The following is a 23,879-nucleotide window of genomic DNA, read 5'->3' as shown; positions in this document are numbered from 1 at the left end:
CCCCCGGACGGCCCGAGCCCACCCGTCGCGCCTGCGCGGACCCCTCCGGGGCCCACCCGGCACGACCCGACGAGCAGTACTCCCTCGCAGGAGGGTCCGGCCCGGTTCCCGCGGCAGCGTCGCCGCGGGGGCGCCGGGTAGGCTCGGACGCCGAGCGACACCCCGGCCCCGGCCGGAGCCGTCGTACACGAGCTGATCCACACTCGCGTGGCGTCCGGTTCCGCCCCCGTGGCCCCGGCGCGACACGCGGCCACGACGTCGGGAGCAGGACATGGGTTCGGTCATCAAGAAGCGCCGCAAGCGGATGGCGAAGAAGAAGCACCGCAAGCTGCTCAAGAAGACCCGCGTGCAGCGTCGCAACAAGAAGTGAGCTGACGCTCGTGCCGCCTGCCGTCGTCCTCGTCACCGGTGTCAGCCGGTGGCTGGGTGGTGCGCTGGCGGCCGAGCTCGCTCGCGACCCGGCCATCGACCGGGTGATCGGGGTCGACACCGTCCCCCCGTCGGCGGAGCTGCTCCGCCGCCTCGGCCGCACCGAGTTCGTGCGTGCCGACATCCGCAACCCGCTGATCGGCAAGGTCATCAGCACCGCGGCGGTCGACACCGTCGTGCACATGAACATCAGCTCCACGCCCGCCGGATCCGGCGGCCGGGGGCCGATGAAGGAGCTCAACGTCATCGGCACGATGCAGCTCCTCGCCGCCTGCCAGCGCGCGCCCTCGGTGCGCCGGCTGGTGCTCAAGTCGACCAGCGCCGTCTACGGCGCCTCGCCGCGCGACCCCGCCGTCTTCACCGAGGCGATGCAGGCCCGGCGGGTGCCCTCGGGTGGGTTCGCCAAGGACAGCCTCGACATCGAGGGCTACGTGCGGTCCTTCTCGCGCCGCCGGCCCGACGTCGGGGTCGCCGTCCTGCGGTTCACCAACTTCATCGGCCCGCGCATCGACTCGGTGCTGTCCGGGTTCCTGCGCATGCCGGTCGTCCCGACCGCGCTCGGCTACGACGCCCGCGTCCAGCTGCTGCACGAGGACGACGCCCTCGGCGTGCTCGCCCAGGCCACCACCGGGGACTTCGCCGGCACGGTCAACGTCGGGGGAGAGGGCACGCTGTTGCTGTCGCAGGCCATCCGCCGGCTGGGCCGGCTGCAGCTGCCGGTGCCCTCGCCCGCGCTGGGCTCCCTGGGCCGCCTCACCCGGCGCTTCGGCTACGTGGACTACTCACCCGAGCAGATGCGCCTGCTCAACTTCGGCCGGGTGGTCGACACGACGGTGCTGCGCACCGAGTTCGGCTACACGCCCCGTTACACCACCGCCGAGGCGCTGGCCGACTACGCGCTCACGGCACCGCCGGTCGTCCCCCCGGAGCTGGTCGGCGACGTCACGTCGCGCGCCCAGCAGCTGGTCGCGCGCGCCGGGTCGGTCGCCTCCTCGGTGGGGACGACGGTGCACGGACGGCTGCGGCCGGCACCGGCCCCGCCGGGACTGCGGGCGGTGCGCGATGCCTGAGGCCCGCGTGATCCCGCTGCGCCCCGACGACGACGGGCAGTCGCACGTCCCGCCGGCGTCGGACCCCAGCTGGGACGAGCAGGTGGCCGGCGGGCTGGACTTCCTCCGCCGGCGCCTGACCGGCGAGTACGAGACCGACGAGTTCGGCTTCGACACCGACCTCACCGACCACGTGCTGCTGCCGGCCCTGCGCCCGCTGTTCTCCCGCTGGTTCCGGGTGGAGACCCACGGCGTCGAGAACGTCCCCACCGAGGGCGGGGCACTGGTCGTGGCCAACCACTCGGGCACCGTGCCGGTCGACGCGCTGATGACCACCGTCGCGCTGCACGACGACCACCCCGCGCAGCGCCGGTTCCGGCTGCTCGGCGCCGACCTGGTGTTCGACCTCCCCGTGGTGGGCTCGCTGGCGCGCAAGTTCGGCGCCACGCTCGCGTGCAGCGAGGACGCCGAGCGGCTGCTGTGCGGCGACGAACTGGTCGGCGTCTTCCCGGAGGGGTTCAAGGGCATCGGCAAGCCGTTCCGCGAGCGGTACACCCTGCAGCGGTTCGGCCGGGGTGGTTTCGTCACAGCGGCTCTGCGGACGGGCAAGCCGATCGTCCCCTGCGCCATCGTCGGCGCCGAGGAGATCTACCCGATGATCGGCAACGCGAAGACGCTCGCGCGGCTGCTCGGCCTGCCGTACTTCCCGGTGACGCCGACGTTCCCCGCGCTCGGCCCGCTCGGGCTGGTGCCGCTGCCGTCGAAGTGGCTCATCGCCTTCGGTGAGCCGATCGAGACGGCGCACTACGGCCCCGCGGCCGCCGAGGACCCGATGCTGGTCTTCAACCTGACCGACCAGGTCCGCGAGACGATCCAGCAGTCGATCTACCAGCTCCTCCTGCAGCGGACCTCCGTCTTCTCCTGACCCGCGACGAGTGCGGACCCGGAGGGTCCGCCGAGGAGCGGGTCGCAGCCGCGTTCGGGAGTCGGGGACGGCCGGGTGTCGCGGGTGCCAGCGGAGGACGCCCTGCTGGGCGCGCCGAGGAGCGGGGCCGGAGGCTCCCGCGACGAGGGGCGGGACACGCCCAGCGCAGGTCGGGGACGGTGCGTGGCCGCGGTGTCGGCCGCAGGCCGACGATCGGAGGAGCCGTACCCGACCTGAGGGCCGCGCCCGCCTGCGCCTCGTCGGGGGGGACCCTCCGGGCCCCCGCTCCTCAGAGCAGTCGCCTGCGGCGGAAGGCGAGCGCGCCGCCGACGGCGCCGCCGGTGAGGGCCGCCGCCGCGACCGTGGGGACGCCGATCCGCGCGGCCTTGCGACCGGTCCGGAAGTCCCGGATGGTCCAGTCGCGCGAGCGGGCGACGGCGCGCAGCTCGGTGTCGGGGTTCACCGCGACCGCCGTCCCGGTGAGCGTGAGCATCGGCAGGTCGTTGGCCGAGTCGCTGTAGGCGGTGCAGCGGGCGAGGTCCAGGCCCTCCCGCTCGGCCAGCGCCCGCACCGCCTCCGCCTTGGCCTCGCCGTGCATCAGCTCGCCGACCAGCCGGCCGGTGTAGCGGCCCTCCACCACCTCGGACACGGTGCCGAGAGCCCCGGTGAGGCCGAGCCGGTGGGCGATGATCCGGGCCAGCTCGACCGGCGTGGCGGTCACCAGCCACACCCGCTGCCCGGCGTCGAGGTGCTGCTGGGCGAGGTTGCGGGTGCCCGACCAGATCCGGTCGGCCATGAGCTCGTCGTAGATCTCCTCGCCGGCCTGCACGATCTCGGCCACCTCCCGGCCGGTGACGAAGGCCAGCGCGCTCTCCCGGATGGTGAGCATGTCGCCCGCGCTCTCGTTGCCGGCGATGCGGAACTTCGCCTGCTGCCACACGAACCGCTTCAGGTCGCGCGAGGTCAGGTACTTCCGGGAGGCCAGGCCGCGGGCGAACCAGAACAGCGAGGCGCCCATCATCATCGTGTTGTCGACGTCGAAGAACGCGGCTGCCGTGCGGTCGGCCACCACGGCCGGCACCGGCTCGACCTCGGCGGCGGCAGCGGACGCGGCACCCGCGACGTGCGCGCGGATCTCGTCCTCGGTCGGTGCCCCGGCGTCCGGCTTGCGGCGGCCGCGGAACGGCAGACCCGGCACGGGCTCCCTCCCCTGGGGTGGTCCCGCCGCCCTCGGGGCGGCACCGGCCGACACTACCGAGCGGCCGCCGGGCCGCCGGAGCCGGATCAGCAGACGATCGGCCAGAGGCAGACGGGCAGCGGGAGGTCCAGGACCGGTGCGGACGGCGGGACCGGGACCGGGGACGGCACGGACGGGACGGACGGCACGGACGGCCGGCCGCCGCCCCCGGGGACCGGGAGCGGCGGGACCGGCAGGGGCAGGCCGCCACCGGGTGGGGGTGGGGACGTCGTCGGCCCGCCGCCGCCTCCGGAGGGCGCCGACCCACCGCCCGGGCCCGTCCCGCCGGAGCCCGTCGATCCCGGAGAGCCGCTGTCCGGAGACGGCGATGCGGGCGCACCGGAGGGTGCCGGGGAGGACGGCGCGGGCGACGACGGCGGGGCGGCCGGTTCGTCGGGGACCGGAGCGTTGGTCCCGGTGGTCGGATCCGCCGGGGCGGACGGGTCCGGCGTCGCGGGGGCGGCGCACGGTGCGGGTACCGGACCGAGGTCGTCGGTGCCCGCCACGGCGACGCCGGTGGGGCAGTCGAGAGCGGCCCGCAGCTCCTCGGCGCGGGTGCCGACGTCGCCGACCAGTCCCAGCGAGCGGCTCGCGGCGTCCCCGGCGTCGCCGGGGAGGACCGCCCGAAGACCGGCGAGCCCGTCGCCCTGGTCCTGCGCCCAGCCGCTGATGACCGAGAGGGAACCGGCGTCGCCGGCGGCGACGGCCTGCGAGAGCGCCAGCGCGGCGCCCTCGGACGTCTGGGCGTCCATGGTGGCGAGGGTGTCGAGCACCAGGTCCACGGGCGGCGCTCCGGAGGAGTCGGCGAGCCGGTCGAGCTCGTGCAGCCGGGTGGTGGCGAGCCCGAGCAGCGTGAGGCCGCGCTGGTCGCCGGCCAGCGCGAGCTGGGTCTGCTCGGTGCCCCGCTTGAGGCCGTACAGCGTGTCGCCCGGCTCGGCGTCGGTGGACAGTGCCACCAGCGTGCCCAGCGCCGTGACCGCCACGGCCGCGCCGGCGACCCCGGCGGCGAGCCGGGCCCGCCACGCCCGACGGCGGCGAACCGGCCGGGCCGCCGCGAGCCGCGCGAGACCCCGCCGCGGCTCCGGCTGGGGCGAGCGGACGGCGGCCATCGCGACCAGGCGGGCGCGGGTGGCGGCGCGGAAGTCCGGGGACGGCTCGTCGTCGAGGTCGGTGGCGAGTGCGCGGAGCCGGTCCTCGAGGGCCGCCGCGCGTCCGTGCACCGACGCGCGGCGGGACGCTCCCGCGGCATCGTGCCGGTCGCTCACCTGGGTCCTCCGGGTCGGTCGGGGCGGGGTCGCCGGGAGCGACGACGCAGGTGAGGGGCCGTTCCGGGGTGCCGGCGGGTGATCCCGGGGTGTCCTCCCGAGGAGGTCCGCCCCGTCACCGGAGCCCCTCCGGGAGGAGGCTCGCCAGCCGCCGCACGGCCCGGTGCTGCAGCGCCTTGACCGCGCCGTCCCCCTTGCCCATGACCGCCGCGGTCTCCGACACCGACAGCCCCTGCAGGAAGCGCAGCGAGATGCACTCCTGCTGATCGCCGCCCAGCTGGCGGATGCACGCGAGCAGCTGGTCGTTGGTCAGCCGGGCGACGACGGCGTCCTCGGGGCCGTCGGTTGCCCGGTCGGCGTCGCGCATGTCCGCGGTGGTGACCTCCAGCCGGAACCGGCTGCTCTTCACGTGGTCGAGGACGATGTTGCGCGCGATGGTCACCAGCCACGCGCCGACGTCGCGGCCCTGGAAGGACAGCGAGTCGATCCGCCGCAGCGCGCGGACGAACGTCTCGCTGGTGAAGTCCTCCGCCTGCGCGCGGTCGCCCACGCGGTGCAGGACGTAGCGGTGGACCAGCGTCACGTAGTGGTCGTAGAGCCGGCCGAACGCCTCGGCGTCGCCGTCCTGCGCCTGCCGGACCAGCGCCCAGACGTCGACCCGGTCGCCCGGCTGGTCCTCCTCGGGCGCCGCCGGCTCCGCGGCGAGGGCGCCGTCGTCGTCCTCGTCGCCCTCCGGAGCGGCGTCCTCCGCTCCGCTGCGCGCGAAGGGCGTCGGGCGGGGATGCGGACCGGACCGCCCCCCGGCCGGGACGGTGGAGGACCGCTCGTCCACCGGGCGGGACCGCGGCATGCGGGACGTCGACCTCCTCGTCGGCCCGCCCAGCCGCGGCGGCTCGCCCGACGGGGGTCCTCCCGGCTCGTGTGGGGTCCCGCGGTGCTGCGGGTCCTCTCCCATGGTGACAACATCACTGCGAACAGTCCACGTCGACCGGCCGAGTGGTACCCCGCGGTACCTCCCCGGAGCGACCGGCCGCCACCCGCAGGAGGTGCCCGTGACCCCGCCGGTGACCGGGACCGCGGCTCCCACGGGCCTGGCCGCCCTCGTGCGCGCCGCGGCCGGGGACCGTCCCGACGCCCCCGCCGTCGTGGACGGCGGGACGCGGCTGTCCTGGCGCGAGCTCGACGCGCTCGTCGACCGCGCCGCCGCCGGGTACGGCGCGCGCGGGCCGGCGCCGGGGGACCGGGTCGCGGTGCAGCTGCCCAACGGCGTCGACTGGCTGCGGGCCGTGCTGGGCGCCCTGCGCGCCGGGCTGGTCGTCGTCCCGGTGAACACCGGCTACACCGACCCCGAGCTCGAGCACCTGCTCACCGACTCCGGCGCCGCCCTGCTGGTCACCGCCGCCGACCGGCCTCCGCTCGCGGGCGTCCCCGTGCTGGCCGGGCCGCCCGACGACGACGGCCCGCCGCCCGAGCACCCGGACGACCCCGCCGCGCTGTCCTTCCTCGCCTACACCAGCGGCACCACCGGCCGGCCCCGCGGCGCGATGCTCACCGCGGGCGCGCTGCGCGCCAACCAGCAGCAGTGCCTGGCGATGCAGCCGCCGCCGGTGCGTCCCGACGACCGCGTGCTGCTGGTCCTGCCGCTCTTCCACGTCTACGGCCTCAATGCCGGGTTCGGCCTGGTCGCGGCCACGGGCGCGTGCGCGGTGCTGCAGTCGGCCTTCGACCCGCAGGCGTCGCTGGAGGTCATGGCCCGCGAGCAGGTCACCGCAGTCCCGGGCGCGCCGCCGATGTACCAGGCCTGGCTGGGCGTGGCCGACGCCGACGGCAGCGACGCCGGGCTGCGGCGGGCGTTCGCCGCAGTGCGCATCGCCTCCTCGGGTGCCGCGCCGCTGCCGGAGGAGACCTGGACGGCGATGCGCGACCGCGCCGCGGTCCGGGTGTGGGAGGGCTACGGCCTCACCGAGGCCTGCCCCGTGGTGGCCAGCACCCTGGCGACCGGCCGGGCCAAGCCCGCCTGCATCGGCGGACCGGTGCCCGGCGTCGAGGTGGTCCTCCGCGACGTGTCCGCGGACCGGACCGGCGACGTCGACGAGACGGGGCCCGGTGAGATCGAGGTGCGCGGCCCGAACCTGTTCGCCGGCTTCTGGCCCCACGGCGCCGACGGCCCGGACGACGACGGCTGGCTCGCCACCGGCGACCTCGCCTACCGCGACGGGGACGGCGACCTGCACCTGGTCGACCGGCGCAGCGACCTGGTGCTGGTCAGCGGCTTCAACGTCTACCCGGCGGAGGTGGAGCGGGTCCTCGACGCGCACCCCGCCGTCGCCGAGAGCGCGGTCATCGGCGTCCCCGACGCGCGGACCGGTGCCGCCGTCCGCGCGGTCGTCGTCCTGGTGCCCGGGGCGCAGGCCACCGCCGCGGAGCTGCGGGCGCACGCCGCGGCCGCCCTGGCCCGCTACAAGGTGCCGACGTCGATCACCTTCCGGTCGGCGCTGCCGCACTCGCTCACCGGCAAGATCAGCCGCGCCCGGCTGCGCGAGCTCGGGCTGCCGGCGACGGAGGAGCAGGAGGACGCCGGTGACTGAGGCCGCCGCCCGGCTGCGGTTGCTGACCCGGGCCGGCTGCCACCTGTGCGTCACCGCGGCCGAGACGGTGGCGCGGATCGCCGCCGAGGCGGGGGTGGGCACCGACGAGGTCGACGTCGACACCGATCCGGAGCTGCAGGCCGAGTACGGCGACCGGGTGCCGGTGGTGCTGCTCGACGGCCGCGAGCACTCCTACTTCACCGTCGACGTCCCCCGCCTGCGCCGGGACCTCGGGATCCCCTGACGGTCCCCCCGCGAGGGGCGGCCGACGCCCGGGTGGGTATGGTGTCGGACACAGCGCGGCGCGTCCGCGCAGGCCCCGGGCCTGCGGTTGTCGGCGCGACTTTGTTCCTGCGTTCACAAGCGGTTACCGTGGCTGTCGCCGGGTGGTGCTCCACCCGGATCCCCGATGTCGTCCGCCCCCGCAGGCTCCCGCCGGCGCCCGGGCGCGACCGCTGTGGAGTAGGCCCGTGATGCAGTCGCGGCCCCGGATCCCGGAGGCCACCGTCGCCCGGCTCGCCGTGTACCTGCGGGTGCTCACCGGACTCGCCGACGGCGGCCGTGGCACCGTCTCCTCCGGAGAGCTCGCCGCGGCGGCCGGCGTCAACCCCGCCGGGCTGCGCAAGGACCTCTCCCACCTCGGTCCCTGCGGCACCCGCGGCGTCGGCTACGAGGTGGCCACCCTGCGCGACCGCATCGCGGCCGTGCTCGGCATGGAGACCGCCCACGCCTGCGTCCTCGTCGGGATCGGCAACCTCGGGTCGGCGCTGGCCGGCTACGGCGGGTTCGGCAACCGCGGCTTCGAGTTCGTCGGCCTCTTCGACGCCTCCCCGAACCGCGTGGGGCAGCGCATCGGCGACCTGCCGGTCCGGCCGATGGAGGAACTCGACGCGGTCGTCACCGAGACGCGGGCGACGATCGGGGTCATCGCGACACCGGCCGAGGTGGCGCAGCCGGTCTGCGACCGGCTGACCGCGGCCGGGGTGAGGAGCATCTTGAACTTCGCGCCGGTGGCGCTGTCGGCGCCCGCGGGCGTCGGCGTGCGCCAGGTCGACCTCTCCGTCGAGCTGCAGGTCCTCGCCTTCCTCGACAAGCAGCGGGGCGCGCCCGCGCCGGCCGAGCTCGCGCCCGCCGGGGGGATGGCATGAGCCTGCTCGCCGTCGGCATCAGCCACCGGACGGCGCCGGTCGCACTGCTCGAGCAGGTCGCGATGAGCGCCGACGACAAGGTCAAGGCCCTGCACGAGCTGGTCGGCAGCGACCACGTCAGCGAGGCGCTCGTGCTGGCCACCTGCAACCGGGTCGAGGTCTTCGCCGAGGTCGACCGCTTCCACGGCGGTGTGTCCGAGGTCAGCCGCGTGCTGGCCCGCCAGGCCGGCGCCAGCGTCGAGGAGCTCTCGCCCTACGTCACCGTGCACTACGAGGACCAGGCCGTCGCCCACCTGTTCACCGTGGCCGCGGGCCTGGACTCCATGGTGGTCGGCGAGACGCAGGTGCTCGGCCAGCTGCGCGCCGCCTACGCCCTCGCGCAGGACGAGGGCACGGTCGGCCGCGCGCTGCACCCGGTCGCCCAGCACGCCTTGCGCGTGGGCAAGCGGGTGCACTCCGAGACCGGCATCGACCGCGCCGGTGCCTCGCTGGTCACCGTCTCCCTCGACCACGCCGAGCAGCGCGTCGGCCCGCTGGCCGGCCGCCCGGCGCTGGTCGTCGGCGCCGGCTCCATGGGCGCCCTGGCCGCCACCACGCTGTCCCGGCGCGGTGCGCTGGTCACCGTCGCCAGCCGCTCGCCGGAGTCGGCCGCCCGGCTGGCCGCGGCCGTCGACGGCGGCACCGCCGAGCTCGCCGACCTGCAGCAGGCGGTCGCCGACGCCGACGTGGTGGTCACCTGCACCGGCGCCACGGGCCTGGTCGTCGGCACCGACGTCGTCGCGGGCGCCATGGCCGGGCGCGCGGGCCGGCCGCTGGCCGTCGTCGACCTGGCACTGCCCCGCGACGTCGACCCGGGCGTCGCCGCGCTGCCGGGGGTGCACCTCGTCGACCTGGCGCTGCTGCAGGGTGAGCGCTCGGCCGCGGGCGGCACCGGACCGGCCGCCGCCGCCGCCGACGTCGCCGCCGCGCACGCGCTCATCGAGGCCGAGACCGCGCTGCTGCGGGCCGAGCAGCAGGCCGCCGCCGTCGCCCCGACCGTCTCCGCGCTGCGCAGCCAGGCCGCCGAGGTCGTCGACGCCGAGCTGCTGCGACTGTCCACCCGGCTGCCCGACCTCGACGCCCGCGCCCGCAGCGAGATCTCCCGCACCGTGCGGCGCGTCGTCGACAAGCTGCTGCACGAGCCGACCGTCCGGGTCAAGGAGCTGGCCGGCACCCCCGGCGGCGTCGACTACGCCGACGCGCTGCGGGCCCTGTTCGGCCTCGGCATCGACACCGACGTCCCCGCCGACGGCGGGCGGCTGGCCGAGGCGGTCACCGTCGACCCCGACGACCTGCGCCCGGGCGGTGCGGCATGACCACCACCACCCGCACGCTGCGCCTGGGCACCCGCGCCAGCCAGCTCGCCCGCACCCAGTCCCAGACGGTCGCCGACGCGATCACCGCGGCCAGCGGCGTGCCGGTCGAGCTGGTGCACATCAGCACCGAGGGCGACCGGTCGGCCGCGGCGATCACCCAGCTCGGCGGCACGGGCGTCTTCGTCACGGCCATCCGCGCCGCGCTGCTCGAGGGCACCGTCGACGTCGCCGTGCACAGCTACAAGGACCTGCCCACCGCGCCCGAGCCCGGCGTGGTGCTCGCCGCCGTCCCGCCGCGGGAGGACCCGCGCGACGCGCTCGTCGCCCGCGACCGACTCACCCTGGGCGAGCTGCCCGCCGGCGCCCGCATCGGCACCGGCGCCCCGCGCCGGGTCGCCCAGCTGCGGGCCCTGGGCCTGGGCCTCGAGGTGGTGCCGATCCGCGGCAACGTCGACACCCGGATGGCCCGCGTCGTCCCCGGCGACCTCGACGCCGTCGTGCTCGCCCGCGCCGGGCTCGCCCGCCTCGGCCGGCTCGACGCCGTCACCGAGACCCTCGACCCGCTGCAGGTGCTGCCCGCCCCCGCGCAGGGCGCCCTGGCCGTCGAGTGCCGCGCCGACGACGAGGCCACCTTCCAGCTCCTCGCCGCCCTCGACGACGCCGGCGCCCGCGCCTGCGTGCTCGCCGAGCGGACGACGCTGGCCGCGCTCGAGGCCGGCTGCAGCGCCCCGGTCGCCGCCTACGCCGAGCTGGCCGAGGGCGAGGACGGCGCCGAGCTGTACCTGCGTGCCTCGGTCACCGCGCTCGACGGCAGCGACGGCGTCCGCGGCTCGGCCACCGGCCCGGTCGGCGACGCGGAGCGGCTGGGCCGCGACCTCGCCGCCGACCTGCTCGACCGCGGCGCGGCCGAGCTGATGGCCGCGTCCCGGTGACCACCCCCGCCGGGCAGACCGCCCCGGCTCCCCAGACCCCCACCCACGCCCTCCCGAGGGCCACGACACCACCAAGGACCAGGAGCTCGCGATGACGCGCTTCCGCAAGACCCCAGGCCGCGTCGTCTTCGTCGGCGCCGGCCCCGGTGACCCCGGCATGCTCACAGCCCGGGCCACGGCCGCGCTGGCCGAGGCCACGGCGCTGCTCGTCGACCCCGACGTGCCCGCCGCCCTCCTCGACGCCGTCCGCGAGAGCAGCCCCGGTGTCGAGCCGACGGTCGTCTCCGGCGAGCCGGCCGACGTCGCCAAGGGCGCCGTCGCCGCCGCGAAGAACGGCGACGTGGTCGTCCGACTGGTCGCCGGTGACCCGTTCACCTCCGACGCCGTGGTCAAGGAGGCGCTGGCCGTCGGCCGCACCTCGGTGCCCTTCGACGTCGTCCCCGGCGTCGCCGCCTCGACCGCGGTCCCGGCCTTCGCCGGCGTCGCGCTCGGCGGCACCTCGCTGACCGCGGACCTGCGCGACGGCGGCGTCGACCTCCCCGCGCTGGCCCGGGCCGCGGGCGCCCTCGGCGCCCCGGTCGTGCTGCAGGGCGGCGCCGAGCAGCTCCCCGACGCCGCGGCGCGGCTGGTCGAGGGCGGCCTGTCCGGCAGCACCCCCGTCGTCGTCACCACCGGCGGCTCGGGCACCGGGCAGAAGAGCGTCGTCGCGAAGCTCTCGGCCGTCGCCGAGAAGACCGCCGGCCTCGACGCGCTCAGCGGGCCGGTCGTGGCCACCGTCGGCTCGGTCGTCGACAAGCGCGGCAAGCTCTCCTGGTGGGAGAGCCGGCCGCTGTTCGGCTGGCGGGTGCTGGTGCCGCGCACCAAGGACCAGGCCGGTGAGATGAGCGACCGGCTGCGGGCCTACGGTGCGGTGCCGGTCGAGGTGCCCACCATCGCCGTCGAGCCGCCGCGCAGCCCCGCGCAGATGGACCGCGCCATCAAGGGCCTGGTCACCGGCCGCTACGGCTGGATCGTGTTCACCTCGGCCAACGCGGTGCGCGCGGTCCGGGAGAAGTTCACCGAGCTGGGCCTCGACGCCCGCGCCTTCGCCGGCGTGAAGGTCGCCTGCGTCGGTGAGCAGACCGCCGAGGCGGTCCGCGCGTTCGGCATCGTGCCGGAGCTGGTGCCCTCCGGGCAGCAGTCCAGCGAGGGCCTGCTCGCCGACTTCCCCGAGTACGACGACGTCCTCGACCCGATCGACCGGGTGCTGCTGCCCCGCGCCGACATCGCCACCGAGACCCTCACCGCGGGCCTCAAGGAGCGCGGCTGGGAGGTCGACGACGTGACCGCCTACCGCACGGTGCGCGCCGCCCCGCCGGCCGCCGCCGTCCGCGAGGCGATCAAGGGCGGCGGCTTCGACGCGGTGTGCTTCACCTCCTCGAGCACCGTGCGCAACCTGGTCGGCATCGCCGGCAAGCCGCACGCCAAGACCGTCGTCGCCGTCATCGGCCCCGCCACCGCGGCCACCGCCCAGGAGTTCGGCCTGCGGGTGGACGTGCAGCCGGAGACCGCGGCCGTCGTGCCGCTGGTCGACGCGCTGGCCGCCCACGCCGAGGCGCAGCGGGAGGGCGAGTGACCTCCCCGCAGGGCGGGGGCACCCCCGGCTTCGCGCGCGGGCGCCGGCTGCGGTCGACGCCCGCGCTGCGGCGGCTCACCGCGCAGACCCGGGTGGCCCCGGCCGACCTGGTGCTGCCGGTGTTCGTCAAGGAGGGCATCTCCGGGCCGGTGCCGATCGGTTCGATGCCCGGCGTCGTCCAGCACACGCCGGACTCGCTGCGGAAGGCCGCGCACGAGGCGGCCGAGGCCGGCATCGGCGGGCTGGTCCTGTTCGGCATCCCGTCGGACAAGGACGCCGTGGGGTCGCAGGCCGACGCCGCCGACGGGATCGTCAACGTGGCGCTGCGGCAGCTGCGCGACGACCTCGGCGACGAGCTGGTGCTCATCGCCGACCTCTGCCTGTGCGAGTACACCGACCACGGGCACTGCGGCGTGGTCACCCCGGCCGGCGTCGTGGACAACGACCCCACGCTGGACCGCTACGCCGCCGTGGCCATCGCGCAGGCGCAGGCCGGCGCCCACGTCATCGCGCCCAGCGGGATGATGGACGGGCAGGTGGCGGCCATCCGCCGGGCGCTGGACTCCCGCGCCCTTCCCGAGACGCCGATCCTCGCCTACGCCGCCAAGTACGCCTCCGGCTTCTACGGGCCCTTCCGCGAGGCGGCCGAGGGGGCGCCGCAGTTCGGCGACCGCTCGACCTACCAGATGGACCCGCCGAACGCCGACGAGGCGCTGCGCGAGGTGCGCCAGGACCTCGCGGAGGGCGCCGACGCCGTCATGGTCAAGCCGGCGCTGCCCTACCTGGACGTCGTCGCCCGGGTCGCCGACGCGGTCGACGTCCCGGTCAGCGCCTACCAGGTGAGCGGCGAGTACGCGATGGTCGAGGCGGCCGCGGCCAACGGCTGGATCGACCGCGAGCGCGCGATCATCGAGACGCTGACCGCCATCCGCCGCGCCGGTGCCGGCCAGGTGCTGACCTACTGGGCGGTCGAGGCCGCGCGCCTGCTGCGCCGGTGACCGGCCGCTGATGTCCTACGTCGAGCCCGGGGGTTCCTGGCGGCCGCTCTGGCTGGCCGCCGGGGTCCTCGGGCTCCTCGCCGTCCTCGACGTGGTCCTGCCCGGACCCGGCGTGCCGCCGCTGCCGGCGGTCCTCGCCGTGGTGGGAGTGCTGGGGATCGTGGCCTTCGGCTGCTCCGCCGCCCGCCGGGTGTGGACGGTGCGGGTGTCCGGTGCCGGTCCCGACCGCGCGCTGTCCGTGGGCCGCGAGCGGGTGCCGCTGGCCGACGTCGACGCCGCCCACCTGCGCGCGGTCCGCGCGGGCACGGCGGGCGTGGACGCCGGCGCCCCCGTCCTCGGCGGCGGCTGGTCGGTGCCCCGCGGGCGCACCGGGCTGCCGCTGCGGCTGACCGACGGGCGCACCGTGCTCGTACCCACCCGCGATCCCGCCGCCCTGTCCGCCGCGCTGCTCGACGGGGTCCCGGATCGCGCGGTGTCGGATCGCGCGGTGTCGGATCGCGCGGTGTCGGAGAGCGCGGTGTCGGAGAGCGGAGTGTCACACGGCGCGGGCCCCGACACCCCCGACGGCCGCGGGGGGAGCAGGGGGACACTGGGGCCGTGACCTCGCTGGACACGACGCGGTACGACTACACGGCACCCGTCTCCGCCGACCTGTTCGCCCGCGCGCAGCGCGTCACCCCCGGCGGGGTGAACTCGCCGGTGCGGGCCTTCCGCGCCGTCGGCGGCACCCCGCGCTTCATGGCGCAGGGACAGGGGCCCTGGCTCACCGACGCCGACGGCCGCCGCTACGTGGACCTGGTCGCCTCGTGGGGGCCGATGATCCTGGGCCACGCCCACCCGGCCGTCGTCGAGGCGGTGACCGCGGCCGCCCGCCGCGGGTTCTCCTTCGGCACGCCCACCGAGGGCGAGCTGGACCTGGCGCAGGAGATCGTCGACCGCGTCGCCCCGGTGGAGCGGGTCCGGCTGGTCAACTCCGGCACCGAGGCGGTGCTCTCGGCGGTGCGGCTGGCCCGCGGTGCCACCGGCCGGCCGCTGGTGGTCAAGTTCGCCGGCTGCTACCACGGCCACGTCGACGCCCTGCTGGCCTCGGCCGGCTCCGGCGTCGCCACGCTCGGGCTGCCCGACACCCCCGGCGTCACCACCGGCGCCGCTGCCGACACGATCGTGCTGCCCTACAACGACGTCGCCGCGGTCGAGGCGGTCTTCGCCGAGCGCGGGTCCGACATCGCCGTCGTCGTCAGCGAGGCCGCGCCCGGCAACATGGGCGTCGTCCCGCCGCGCGACGGCTTCAACGCCGCGCTGCGGCGGATCACCGCCGCGCACGGCGCGCTGCTGCTGCTCGACGAGGTCATGACCGGCTTCCGGGTGTCCCGCTCGGGCTGGTACGGCCTCGACCCCGTCGACGCCGACCTGATGACCTTCGGCAAGGTCATGGGCGGCGGGCTGCCGGCCGCGGCGTTCGGCGGCCGCGCCGACCTGATGGAGCAGCTGGCCCCGATCGGGCCGGTGTACCAGGCCGGCACGCTGTCGGGGAACCCGGTGGCCGTCGCCGCCGGGCTCACCACCCTGCGGCTGTGCACCGACGACGTCTACGCGCGCTGCGACCAGGTCGCGGTCACCCTGCGCGGCGCGGCCAGCGCGGCCCTGTTCGCCGCGGGCGTCCCGCACCGCGTGCAGCAGGCCGGCTCGATGTTCTCCGTCTTCTTCGTCCCCGACGAGCGCCAGGTGCACGACTACGACGACGCCCGCACGCAGGACACCGCGGCGCACCGGGCCTTCTTCCACGAGATGCTCGCCCGCGGCGTGTACCTGCCGCCGTCGGCGTTCGAGTCCTGGTTCGTCAGCGCCGCGCTGGACGACGAGGCCGTGGAGCGGGTGCTCGACGCGCTGCCGGCCGCCGCCCGCGCCGCCGCTGCCGCCGACCCCGCCGACGCCCCGTCCGACGCGGACTCCAAGGACGCCCAGGAGCTGCAGCCCTGATGGAGTCGACCGTCGTCCACCTGCTCCGGCACGGGGAGGTGTCCAACCCCACCGGCGTGCTCTACGGCCGGCTGCCCGGCTTCCGGCTGTCCGAGGCCGGCGAGGGCATGGCCCGCCGCGCCGCGGAGTGGTTCACCGGTCGCGACGTCACGTACCTCGTGTCCAGCCCGCTCGAGCGCGCCCGCCAGACCGCCGCGCCGATCGCCGAGGCGCTGGACCTGCCGGTCGCCGTCGACGAGCGGCTGATCGAGGCCGGCAACGCCTTCGAGGGCACGAGGGTCGGCGGCGGCGCCGGGGTGGCCCGCCGTCCGCGGGACTGGTGGAAGCTGCGCAACCCGGTGCGCCCGTCGTGGGGTGAGCCCTACGTGGAGATCGCCGCGCGGATGCTGCTCGCCGTCGAGGCCGCCCGGGACGCCGCCCGCGGCAGCGCGGCGGTCTGCGTGAGCCACCAGCTGCCGATCTGGACCCTGCGCCTGCACCTGCAGGGCCGGCGGTACGCGCACGATCCGCGCCGCCGGCAGTGCGGGCTGGCCAGCGTCACCTCGGTCACCTACGAGGGCGACCGGGTCGCCGGCATCTCCTACGCCGAGCCCGCGGGTGCCACCGACCCCGACGCGGTCCCCGGCGCATGAGGCGGCTGTTCCCCGCCGCGCTCGCGGCGTTCGCGCTCCTGACCGGCTGCGCCACCGGCGAGGGCCAGGTCGACGTCACCAACGGCGGTGAGTTCCGCTTCGTCGAGGGCACGCCCGACGGCGAGGTCATCCCCGACGGCGAGCGGGCGGCCGCGCCCGACTTCGGCGGCACGCTGCTCGGCGGCGGGGACTGGACCTCGGCCGAGCTGGACGGGCAGATCGCCGTGCTGAACTTCTGGGGCTCCTGGTGCGCGCCCTGCCGGGTGGAGACGCCGCAGTTCCAGGAGGTCTTCGCCGAGGTGCGCGACGAGGGCGTGGCCTTCGTCGGGCTGAACGTCAAGGAGGCCGACGAGCAGTTCGGGCAGGCGTTCGTCGACAGCGAGGGCATCGAGTTCCCCTCGCTCTACGACCCCGCCGGCGAGGTCGCGCTGGCGTTCCGGGACTACCCGGCCAACGCGATCCCGTCCACCATCGTGCTCGACCGCGAGGGCCGGGTGGCCGCCGTCTACACCGGCGAGGTGTCGCAGGACGACCTGCGCGCCGTCCTCGACCGGCTGCTCGGGGAGGGCTGAGTGGACGGCATCCGCGACCTGGTGACCGACGGCCCGCTGCTGGTGGCCGCCGCGGTCGCCGCGCTGGCCGGGCTGGTCAGCTTCGCCTCGCCCTGCGTGCTGCCGCTGGTCCCCGGCTACCTGTCCTACGTCACCGGGCTGGTCGGCAGCGGCGCCCGCACCGCCCCGGCCCCCACCCCGGCGGCCGGTGGCGGTACAGGCGGGACCGGCGGCACCGCGACCGCCACCGCCGTCCGCACCGACGAGCGCACCCCGCGCGGGCGCATGGTGCTCGGCGCGCTGCTGTTCGTCCTCGGCTTCACCGCCGTCTTCGTCGCCGCCGGCGCCGCGTTCGGCGGGCTGGGCCGGCTGCTCGTCCAGTACGACGACGTCATCACCCGGGTGATGGGCGCCGTCGTCATCCTGGTCGGCCTCGGCTTCCTCGGCTGGCTGCCCTTCCTCCAGCGCACCGCGCGGCTGTCGGTGCGCCCGGCCGCGGGGCTGGCCGGCGCCCCGCTGCTCGGCGTCGTCTTCGGGCTGGGCTGGACGCCGTGCCTGGGCCCGACCCTGTCGGCGGTCTACTCGCTGGCCTACACCGAGGCCACCGCCGGCCGCGGCGCGCTGCTGTCGGTCGCCTACTGCCTGGGCCTGGGTGTGCCGTTCGTGCTCGTCGCGCTCGGTGCCCGCTGGGCGGTCGGGGCGACGACGTTCCTGCGCCGGCACGCCCGCGGGGTCACCCGCTTCGGCGGTGCGGTGCTCGTCGTCGTCGGCCTGCTCCTGGTCACCGGCGCCTGGACCGAGATGATGGCCTGGCTGCGGTCCTGGCTGGCCGTCACCGGGCTGGGGGAGGCGACGCCGCTGTGACGATCACCGCCCCGCCGCGACCGGAGGCGGCCCCCACCCCGCCGACCCGCCCGTCGGCGCTGCGCCGCACCGGCGGGTTCCTGCTGCGCCAGTGGCGGCGGCTCACCGCGATGCGGACGGCGATCATCCTGCTGTTCCTGCTCGCGCTCGCCGCCATCCCCGGCTCGCTGCTGCCGCAGCGCTCGCTGTCGCAGAGCACCGTGCGCCAGTACTTCACCGACCACCCCACGCTCGCCCCGGTGCTCGACCGGCTCCACCTCTTCGACGTCTTCGGCTCGCCGTGGTTCGCCGCGGTCTACCTCCTGCTGTTCGTCTCGCTCATCGGCTGCGTGCTGCCGCGCGCCGTCGAGCACGCCCGCGCGCTGCGCACCGCAGCCCCGCCCGCCCCGCGCCGGCTGACCCGCCTGCCCGACTCCGCGGAGCTGCCCACCACGCTGCCGGCCGCCGACGCCCTGGACGCGGTCGAGGAGGAACTGCGCGTCCGCCGCTACCGCGTGGTCCGGCGCGACCGCGCCCTGCCCTCCTCCGCCGGGTCCAGCGGCACCATGGCCGAGCTCTCGGCGGAGAAGGGCGCCCTCAAGGAGACCGGCAACCTGGTCTTCCACCTCGCCCTCGTGGGCCTGCTGCTGGCGCTGGCCGGCGGCAAGCTCTGGGGCTACGAGGGCAGCATCCTGGTCACCGAGGGGCAGCGGTTCTGCAACTCCTTCCAGCAGTACGACACCCACTCCTCCGGCGCGCTGGTCGAGGGCAGCGACCTGACGCCGATCTGCATCGGTCTCGGTGACTTCCGCGCGGAGTACGAGGAGGACCTCACCGCGTCCTCGTTCACCGCCGACATCACCTACGGCCCTCCCGGGGAGGAGGGCCGGCCGACGACGATCGGCGTCAACGACCCGCTGCGCGTCGACGGCGACCGCGTCTACGTCACCGGCCACGGGTTCAGCCCGACGTTCACCGTCACCCTCCCCGACGGGACGAGCTTCGACGACGTCTCGAGCCCGTTCCTGCCCACCGACCAGCGCACGATGGCCAGCGAGGGCGCGCTCAAGCTCCCCGACCTCGGCGCCGGTACCGACCAGCAGCTGGCGCTGCAGGGCTTCTTCGCGCCCACCGGGCTGACGCAGGGCGGCATCCTGACCTCGATCGACCCGCGCCCGCTCGCGCCGCAGGCGGCGGTCGTGGCCTACCAGGGCTACCTCGGCCTGGACTCGGGCCTGCCGCAGTCGGTGTACTCGCTGGACCCCTCGCAGATCGAGCGCGGCCGGCTCAGCGAGGTCGCACGGGGCAACCTGTCGGTCGGGGAGTCGCTGACGCTGCCCGACGGGACGACGGTGACCCTCAGCGGTTACAAGGAGTTCGCCGCCCTGCAGTTCTCGCACGACCCGGGACAGGTGTGGGTGCTCGCCGCGGCGATCGCGGTCCTCGCCGGCCTGCTCGGCATGCTGCTGCTGCGTCGGGAGCGGGTCTTCGCCCGCGCCGCCGGCCGGCCCGGGGACGGCGGTACCGTCCTCGAGGTCGGTGCGCTGACCCGCGGCAGCGGCGACGGCGCACCGCGCTTCGCCGCCCTGACCGACGACCTGCGGACGGCCCTGGCCGCCCGCGCCGCGACCCGCGCCCCGTCCGGGGCCGCATCCCCGACCGGAGGCCCACCCGAGTGACCGCCGACCAGTTGTCCGGACTGTCGGACACCCTGTTCTCCGCCAGCGTCGGCCTGTACTCGCTGGCCGTCGTCGCCTTCTGCGCCCAGCTGGCCTTCGGCCGCCGCCCGGCGCCCGCCCGCGCGCTGGTCGGCGCCGGCGCCCCCGTCGACGAGCCGGCCGGCCCGGACACGCACACCCCGGGGACGCCCGTCCTGGACGACCCGCCGGCGGTGCGCCGCTGGGGGCAGGTGGCGATGCTCCTCACGGTCCTCGGGGCGCTCACCCACGCCGGGGTCCTGGTCGCCCGCGGGCTCGCCGTCGACCGGCTGCCCTGGGGCAACATGTACGAGTTCGCCACCGCGGTCGTGCTGGTCGCCGTCGTGGCCTTCGTCGTGCTGGCCGTCCGCTCGCCGGGCCTGCGGCACCTCGGGCTGTTCGTCCTCGCGCCGGTCGTGGTCAGCCTGGTCGCGATCGGGCTGTTCCTCTACGTCGAGGGCGCCCCGCTGGTGGCGGCGCTGCGCTCGAGCTGGCTGGCCGTGCACGTGACGACGGCGATCCTCGGGTTCGGTGTCTTCTTCGTCAGCGGCATCGCCAGCGTGCTGTACCTGGTCCGCGGCCGGTTCGAGGCCCGCGGGGGCGACGCGTCGTCGTCCCGGCCGGTCGCCCGGATCCCCTCGGCCGCCACGCTGGACCGCGTCGCGCACCGCACCGCCGTCTTCGGCTTCCCGATCTGGACCTTCGCCGTCATCGCCGGCGCCATCTGGGCCGAGAGCGCCTGGGGCCGCTTCTGGGGCTGGGACCCCAAGGAGACGTGGGCGTTCATCGCGTGGGTCGTCTACGCCGCCTACCTGCACGCCCGCACGACGGCCGGCTGGCGCGGGCGCCCCGCGGCGTGGGTGAACGTGATCGGCCTCGGCGTGATGGTCTTCAACCTGCTCTACGTGAACATGGTGTCGTCGGGGCTGCACAGCTACGGCGGTGTCGACTGACCGGCGCCTCGTTCGTTCCACCCGCCCCGCCCGTCACTCGGGTGAGGGGGTGCGGCCGCGGATCGTCGGCGGACCGTGCTTCGATCGGTTCATGACTGCTCGTGCGGGGGGCCGCCGTGGGTAGGCACGCAGCCGCCGACGGTGCCGGGACCGACCCGATCGTGGCGGCCGCGCTGGCCTCCCGGCCCGACGGCACACCGGCCGACCGGCACGCTCCCGGCACCGCCCCGGCGTCGGCGCAGGGGACCGAGGGCGACCTGGGCTGGCCCGGGGACACCACCACCGGCGGCGGGCTCGGCTGGCCCGATGCCACCGACCAGGACGGCGTCCAGCGAGGTGCGGTGGCCCAGGACGCCGTCATCCGGGGCGCCGGAGTCGACGAGGTCGACGCGACCGCGCGCATGGCGGCCGTCCCGGCCGTTCCGGGGGCGGATCCCGACGGCGAGTCCGAGCCCGGGCCGCGCGGCTGGCGCCGCCTCTTCGGCGGCCACGCCGCCTAGGGCTCGGGCGGGGGAGTCGCCGCCCGGGGCTCAGGCGGGGGAGTCGTCGCGGCGGACGCGGCGGGCCAGCTCGCGGAGGAACTCCGGGTCGTCGTCGGGGGCCGGAGGGCGGACCGCGCCCGAGGACCGCGGGCGATGCCCGGGGCGTGACCTGGGCCGTCGCGCGCGCATGTCGCTCCCGGCGACGGCCGTCGCCCGCACGACCAGCAAGACCACGACCAACGCCACCACCAGCAGCACGACCGGCACCCGGCTTCCTCCTCGAGAGCGTTCCTCCGCCCAGGGTACGAGCGTGGGGATACTCGGGGGAGCGGTCGCCGACCGGGGCCGCGGACGACCAGGACGGAGCGCCCCCATCGACGCCGTCGACCGGCAGCTGATCGACCTGCTGCGCGCCAACGGCCGTGCCAGCTACGCCGAGCTGGCGCGGCAGGTCGGGCTCTCCGCGCCGGCCGTGCACGAGCGCGTCGGCAAGCTGGAGGCCTCCGGGGCCATCACCGGCTACCGCGCCGTCGTCGACCCGGCCGCCCTGGGGCTGGACGTCACCGCGCTGGTCGGGGTGATCGAGAGCGACGCCGTCGACGACACCGGTGTGGAGGCGGCGCTGCGGGGGATGCCCGAGGTCGAGGACTGCTGGCGGGTCGCCGGCAGCGAGGGCTACGTGCTCAAGGTCCGGGTGACCGACATCCCGGCACTGGAGGCCGCCATCAACGCGTTGAACCGGATCGAGGGCGTCGCCCGCACCCGCACGACCGTCGTGCTCTCCACCAAGTGGGAGGGCCGGACGGGATGACGCCCGACCGCACGCAGGAGGACAGCAGCATGGCCGAGAGCACCACCCCGGGCGCGCCCACCGGCGGCCCCGCGACGCCGCCGCGGATCGTGCCGTGGCTGCTGGTCTACACGCTGGGCCGGCTGGTCATCGCCGTCGCCCTCATCGCGCTGATCTGGCTGCTGGGCCTGCCCGGTTTCCCGGCGCTGCTGTTCGGCCTGCTGCTGTCCATGCCGGTGTCGCTGGTCCTGCTGCGCCCGGTGCGCGACCGGCTGACCGAGGGCCTGGCCGCCCGCAGCGTCGCCCGCCGCGCCCGCAAGGAGGAACTGCGCGCCCGCCTGTCGGGCGACGTCCCGGGCGAGCGCGCCGCCTGAGGCCCGCTCAGCCCGACAGCGCGAGCCCCGCGCCCAGCAGCACGCCGGTGGCGAGGGTGAGCAGCCCGGTGGCCTGCAGCGCCGCGATCAGCGCCGGCCCGCGCCCGCCGGAGAGCACCACCCGCGCCGGCGGCACCGCCAGCGGGACGGCCGCCAGGGCCAGCAGCGCCCAGGGACGGCCCACCCCGATCGCGACGACGACGGCGACGGCGACCGCGAGCAGTCCGACGTAGAAGAGCCGGGTCGCGCGGTCGCCGAGCAGCACCGCGAGCGTGCGCTTGCCCACCCGGGCGTCGCCCTCGACGTCGCGCAGGTTGTTCACCACCAGGAGCGCCGTGGACAGCAGCCCGACGGGCACCGCGGCGGCCAGCGCCAGCCCCTCGACCCGGCCGGTCTGCACGAACGTCGTCCCGGCGACGGCGACGAGGCCGAAGAAGACGAAGACGAACACCTCGCCCAGCGCGCGGTACCCGTAGGGCAGCGGGCCGCCGGTGTAGGTCCAGGCGGCCGCGATGCACACCGCGCCGACGGCGACCAGCCACCAGCTCGACAGCGCCGCCAGCACCAGACCCGCGACCCCCGCGACGGCGAAGGCCAGCAGCGCCGCGACGAGGACCGAGCCGGCCGACGCCGCGCCGGAGCCGACCAGCCGCATGGGCCCGACCCGGTCGGCGTCGGTGCCGCGCTTGCCGTCGGAGTGGTCGTTGGCGTAGTTGACCGCCACCTGCAGGGCCAGCGCGACCAGCAGCGCCAGCAGGGCGGGCACGAGCCGGAAGCCGCCGAGCGCGGCGGCGGCGCCGGTGCCCACGACGACCGGCGCCAGGGCAGCGGGCAGGGTGCGGGGCCGCGCGCCGGCCACCCACTGGGCGGGCGTGGCCATCAGGAGGGACCCACGGCCAGCCGGGCGGCCACGCCGCGGCGGTCGGGCTTGCCGGTGTGCAGCGTGGGCACCGACCCGATCAGGTGCAGCTCGCGCGGCGCCGACGGGCCGCCCAGCCGCTCGGTCACCCAGGGCCGCAGCGCGGCGAGGTCGGGCGCGGCGCCGGGCGCCGGGACGACGGCGGCCACCACCCGCTGCCCCCACTCGTCGTCGGCCCGGCCGAAGACCACGGCGTCGGCGACGGCCGGGTGCTCGCGCAGCGCGCCCTCGACCGCCTGCGGGGCGACGTTGACCCCGCCGGTCACCACGACGTCGTCGAGGCGGCCGAGGACGGTGAGCCGCCCGTCGGGGCCGAGCGCGCCGGCGTCGCGGGTGTGGAACTCCCCGTCGGCGAACGCCGCGGCCGTGCCGGCCGGGTCGCGCCGGTAGCCGAGCGCGAGCACCGGGCCGCCGACCACGATCCCGTCCTCGCCCACCCGGACGCGGACGCCGTCGAGCGGGACGCCGTCATAGACGCAGCCGCCGGCGGTCTCGGTCATGCCGTAGGTGGTCACCACGGCGACGCCGGCCTCGCGGGCCCGTGCCAGCAGCGCGGGGTCGGTGGCCGCGCCGCCCACGATGACCGCGTCGAACGCGCGCATCGCCTCGGGCTCCGAGCCGAGGTACCGGCGCAGCTGGGTGGGGACCATCGCGGTGTACCGGCGGCCGGCGGGCATCCGGGCGACCGCCGCGGCCAGCTCCTCACCGGGCGCGAGCGCGGTCGGGACGGTGCCGGCGAGGACCGAGCGGACCAGCACCTGCAGCCCGGCGATCGCCGACACCGGCAGCGCGAGCAGCCAGGCGCCCGGCCCGCCGAGGCGCTCGGCCGTCGCGGTGGCCGAGGCGGCCAGCGCCGACGCCGGGAGCAGCACCCCGTGCCCGCCGCCGGTCGACCCGGAGGTGACGACCACGAGGTCCGCGCCGTCCTCGAGCGGCTCGCCCGGAGCGAGGACCTCGCGCGCCGCCGCCGCGGCCGGTCCGGACGGGAGGACGGCGAACGGCGCGGTGCCGTCGAGCGCGGCGCGGACGGCGGGGAGCACGGTGCCGAGGACGGCGTCGGGGGAGTCCGGCGCGGGGAGGACGGTCAGCTGCCGGGGCACGTCGAACGAGCCTACGT

26 protein-coding genes are annotated in these 23,879 nt (G+C 76.6%); 20 read left to right on the top strand and 6 right to left on the bottom strand.

The features are described 5' to 3' along the window. The first annotated feature begins 271 nt into the window (after nucleotides 1-271). Genes HLV61_RS18195 through HLV61_RS18185 form a run of 3 tightly spaced genes read left to right on the top strand, consistent with a single transcriptional unit; the run spans nucleotide 272 to nucleotide 2,403 of the window. Nucleotides 272-370, top strand: a complete 99-nt coding sequence (locus tag HLV61_RS18195; protein ID WP_012854759.1) for a 30S ribosomal protein bS22 — start codon at nucleotides 272-274, stop codon at nucleotides 368-370. A gap of 10 nt (nucleotides 371-380) precedes the next feature. Then, entirely contained in the window at nucleotides 381-1,499 is a 1,119-nt protein-coding gene (locus HLV61_RS18190; RefSeq protein ID WP_369257905.1) for an NAD-dependent epimerase/dehydratase family protein, read from the top strand. Beyond that, a complete protein-coding gene (locus tag HLV61_RS18185; RefSeq protein WP_369257903.1) occupies nucleotides 1,492-2,403 on the top strand; it encodes a lysophospholipid acyltransferase family protein in 912 nt (303 codons plus the stop codon). Before HLV61_RS18190 ends, HLV61_RS18185 begins: the two co-directional genes overlap by 8 nt. 289 nt (nucleotides 2,404-2,692) lie before the next feature. Here HLV61_RS18185 and HLV61_RS18180 read toward each other — a convergent pair whose 3' ends face one another. The 3 genes from HLV61_RS18180 to HLV61_RS18170 form a co-directional block, all read right to left on the bottom strand. Next, a complete protein-coding gene (locus tag HLV61_RS18180) occupies nucleotides 2,693-3,601 on the bottom strand; it encodes an HAD family hydrolase (RefSeq protein WP_369257901.1) in 909 nt (302 codons plus the stop codon). A gap of 86 nt (nucleotides 3,602-3,687) precedes the next feature. Continuing rightward, nucleotides 3,688-4,905, bottom strand: coding sequence for a DUF5667 domain-containing protein (locus HLV61_RS18175; RefSeq protein ID WP_369257899.1), 1,218 nt, complete (start codon nucleotides 4,903-4,905; stop codon nucleotides 3,688-3,690). Between the two features lie 115 nt (nucleotides 4,906-5,020). Next, entirely contained in the window at nucleotides 5,021-5,755 is a 735-nt protein-coding gene (locus tag HLV61_RS18170; protein WP_369257897.1) for a sigma-70 family RNA polymerase sigma factor, read from the bottom strand. A 202-nt stretch (nucleotides 5,756-5,957) separates the two neighbouring features. Here HLV61_RS18170 and HLV61_RS18165 point away from each other — a divergent pair, with 202 nt between their 5' ends. From HLV61_RS18165 to HLV61_RS18095, 15 genes are all read left to right on the top strand, one after another. Beyond that, entirely contained in the window at nucleotides 5,958-7,493 is a 1,536-nt protein-coding gene (locus HLV61_RS18165) for an AMP-binding protein (RefSeq protein ID WP_369257895.1), read from the top strand. Continuing rightward, complete coding sequence (locus tag HLV61_RS18160) at nucleotides 7,486-7,737, top strand: glutaredoxin family protein (RefSeq protein WP_369257893.1); 252 nt, start codon at nucleotides 7,486-7,488, stop codon at nucleotides 7,735-7,737. Before HLV61_RS18165 ends, HLV61_RS18160 begins: the two co-directional genes overlap by 8 nt. 229 nt (nucleotides 7,738-7,966) lie before the next feature. Beyond that, entirely contained in the window at nucleotides 7,967-8,641 is a 675-nt protein-coding gene (locus HLV61_RS18155; protein ID WP_369257920.1) for a redox-sensing transcriptional repressor Rex, read from the top strand. Further along, on the top strand, nucleotides 8,638-9,996 hold the full coding sequence (locus HLV61_RS18150) for a glutamyl-tRNA reductase (RefSeq protein WP_369257891.1): 1,359 nt from the start codon (nucleotides 8,638-8,640) through the stop codon (nucleotides 9,994-9,996). The genes HLV61_RS18155 and HLV61_RS18150 overlap by 4 nt, the downstream gene beginning before the upstream one ends. Further along, complete coding sequence (hemC, locus tag HLV61_RS18145; RefSeq protein WP_369257889.1) at nucleotides 9,993-10,928, top strand: hydroxymethylbilane synthase; 936 nt, start codon at nucleotides 9,993-9,995, stop codon at nucleotides 10,926-10,928. The genes HLV61_RS18150 and hemC overlap by 4 nt, the downstream gene beginning before the upstream one ends. A 91-nt stretch (nucleotides 10,929-11,019) precedes the next feature. Then, nucleotides 11,020-12,543 (top strand): uroporphyrinogen-III synthase, encoded by a 1,524-nt coding sequence (locus HLV61_RS18140; protein ID WP_369257887.1) that lies wholly within the window; start codon nucleotides 11,020-11,022, stop codon nucleotides 12,541-12,543. After that, entirely contained in the window at nucleotides 12,540-13,541 is a 1,002-nt protein-coding gene (hemB, locus tag HLV61_RS18135; protein ID WP_369257885.1) for a porphobilinogen synthase, read from the top strand. Before HLV61_RS18140 ends, hemB begins: the two co-directional genes overlap by 4 nt. Nucleotides 13,542-13,551: 10 nt before the next feature. Continuing rightward, complete coding sequence (locus HLV61_RS18130) at nucleotides 13,552-14,142, top strand: hypothetical protein (protein WP_369257883.1); 591 nt, start codon at nucleotides 13,552-13,554, stop codon at nucleotides 14,140-14,142. Further along, nucleotides 14,139-15,521, top strand: a complete 1,383-nt coding sequence (gene hemL, locus HLV61_RS18125) for a glutamate-1-semialdehyde 2,1-aminomutase (protein ID WP_369257881.1) — start codon at nucleotides 14,139-14,141, stop codon at nucleotides 15,519-15,521. The genes HLV61_RS18130 and hemL overlap by 4 nt, the downstream gene beginning before the upstream one ends. Then, a complete protein-coding gene (locus HLV61_RS18120; RefSeq protein ID WP_369257879.1) occupies nucleotides 15,521-16,153 on the top strand; it encodes a histidine phosphatase family protein in 633 nt (210 codons plus the stop codon). The genes hemL and HLV61_RS18120 overlap by 1 nt, the downstream gene beginning before the upstream one ends. Next, a complete protein-coding gene (locus HLV61_RS18115) occupies nucleotides 16,150-16,725 on the top strand; it encodes a TlpA family protein disulfide reductase (RefSeq protein WP_369257877.1) in 576 nt (191 codons plus the stop codon). The genes HLV61_RS18120 and HLV61_RS18115 overlap by 4 nt, the downstream gene beginning before the upstream one ends. Beyond that, complete coding sequence (locus tag HLV61_RS18110; RefSeq protein ID WP_369257875.1) at nucleotides 16,726-17,568, top strand: cytochrome c biogenesis CcdA family protein; 843 nt, start codon at nucleotides 16,726-16,728, stop codon at nucleotides 17,566-17,568. Then, nucleotides 17,565-19,226, top strand: a complete 1,662-nt coding sequence (gene resB / locus HLV61_RS18105; protein WP_369257873.1) for a cytochrome c biogenesis protein ResB — start codon at nucleotides 17,565-17,567, stop codon at nucleotides 19,224-19,226. Before HLV61_RS18110 ends, resB begins: the two co-directional genes overlap by 4 nt. Further along, the gene (gene ccsB, locus HLV61_RS18100) at nucleotides 19,223-20,197 is read left to right on the top strand and encodes a c-type cytochrome biogenesis protein CcsB (protein WP_369257871.1); all 975 of its coding nucleotides are present in this window, start codon (nucleotides 19,223-19,225) and stop codon (nucleotides 20,195-20,197) included. The genes resB and ccsB overlap by 4 nt, the downstream gene beginning before the upstream one ends. A gap of 116 nt (nucleotides 20,198-20,313) precedes the next feature. Continuing rightward, nucleotides 20,314-20,697 carry a hypothetical protein gene (locus HLV61_RS18095; protein ID WP_369257869.1) on the top strand — a complete coding sequence of 128 codons (384 nt, stop codon included), beginning with the start codon at nucleotides 20,314-20,316 and terminating at the stop codon, nucleotides 20,695-20,697. A 30-nt stretch (nucleotides 20,698-20,727) separates the two neighbouring features. On the opposite strand, the gene HLV61_RS18090 is transcribed toward HLV61_RS18095, so the two are convergent. After that, nucleotides 20,728-20,946, bottom strand: a complete 219-nt coding sequence (locus tag HLV61_RS18090) for a hypothetical protein (protein ID WP_369257867.1) — start codon at nucleotides 20,944-20,946, stop codon at nucleotides 20,728-20,730. Between the two features lie 43 nt (nucleotides 20,947-20,989). Here HLV61_RS18090 and HLV61_RS18085 point away from each other — a divergent pair, with 43 nt between their 5' ends. Continuing rightward, the gene (locus tag HLV61_RS18085) at nucleotides 20,990-21,490 is read left to right on the top strand and encodes an Lrp/AsnC family transcriptional regulator (protein WP_369257865.1); all 501 of its coding nucleotides are present in this window, start codon (nucleotides 20,990-20,992) and stop codon (nucleotides 21,488-21,490) included. 29 nt (nucleotides 21,491-21,519) lie between these two features. Further along, nucleotides 21,520-21,843 carry a DUF4229 domain-containing protein gene (locus HLV61_RS18080; protein WP_369257863.1) on the top strand — a complete coding sequence of 108 codons (324 nt, stop codon included), beginning with the start codon at nucleotides 21,520-21,522 and terminating at the stop codon, nucleotides 21,841-21,843. Nucleotides 21,844-21,850: 7 nt separating this feature from the next. Here HLV61_RS18080 and HLV61_RS18075 read toward each other — a convergent pair whose 3' ends face one another. Together HLV61_RS18075 and menE are read right to left on the bottom strand one after the other, a co-directional pair. After that, complete coding sequence (locus HLV61_RS18075; RefSeq protein WP_369257861.1) at nucleotides 21,851-22,723, bottom strand: 1,4-dihydroxy-2-naphthoate polyprenyltransferase; 873 nt, start codon at nucleotides 22,721-22,723, stop codon at nucleotides 21,851-21,853. Beyond that, nucleotides 22,723-23,862 carry an o-succinylbenzoate--CoA ligase gene (gene menE / locus HLV61_RS18070; RefSeq protein ID WP_369257859.1) on the bottom strand — a complete coding sequence of 380 codons (1,140 nt, stop codon included), beginning with the start codon at nucleotides 23,860-23,862 and terminating at the stop codon, nucleotides 22,723-22,725. The genes HLV61_RS18075 and menE overlap by 1 nt, the downstream gene beginning before the upstream one ends. Between the last annotated feature and the right edge of the window lie 17 nt (nucleotides 23,863-23,879).

The organism is Geodermatophilus amargosae (assembly GCF_041028265.1).
In the GTDB taxonomy this organism is placed as follows: Bacteria; Actinomycetota; Actinomycetes; order Mycobacteriales; family Geodermatophilaceae; genus Geodermatophilus; species Geodermatophilus amargosae_A.
The sequence above is the reverse complement of the archived record's forward strand: the minus strand, read 5'-3'. Positions and strand labels throughout refer to the sequence as shown.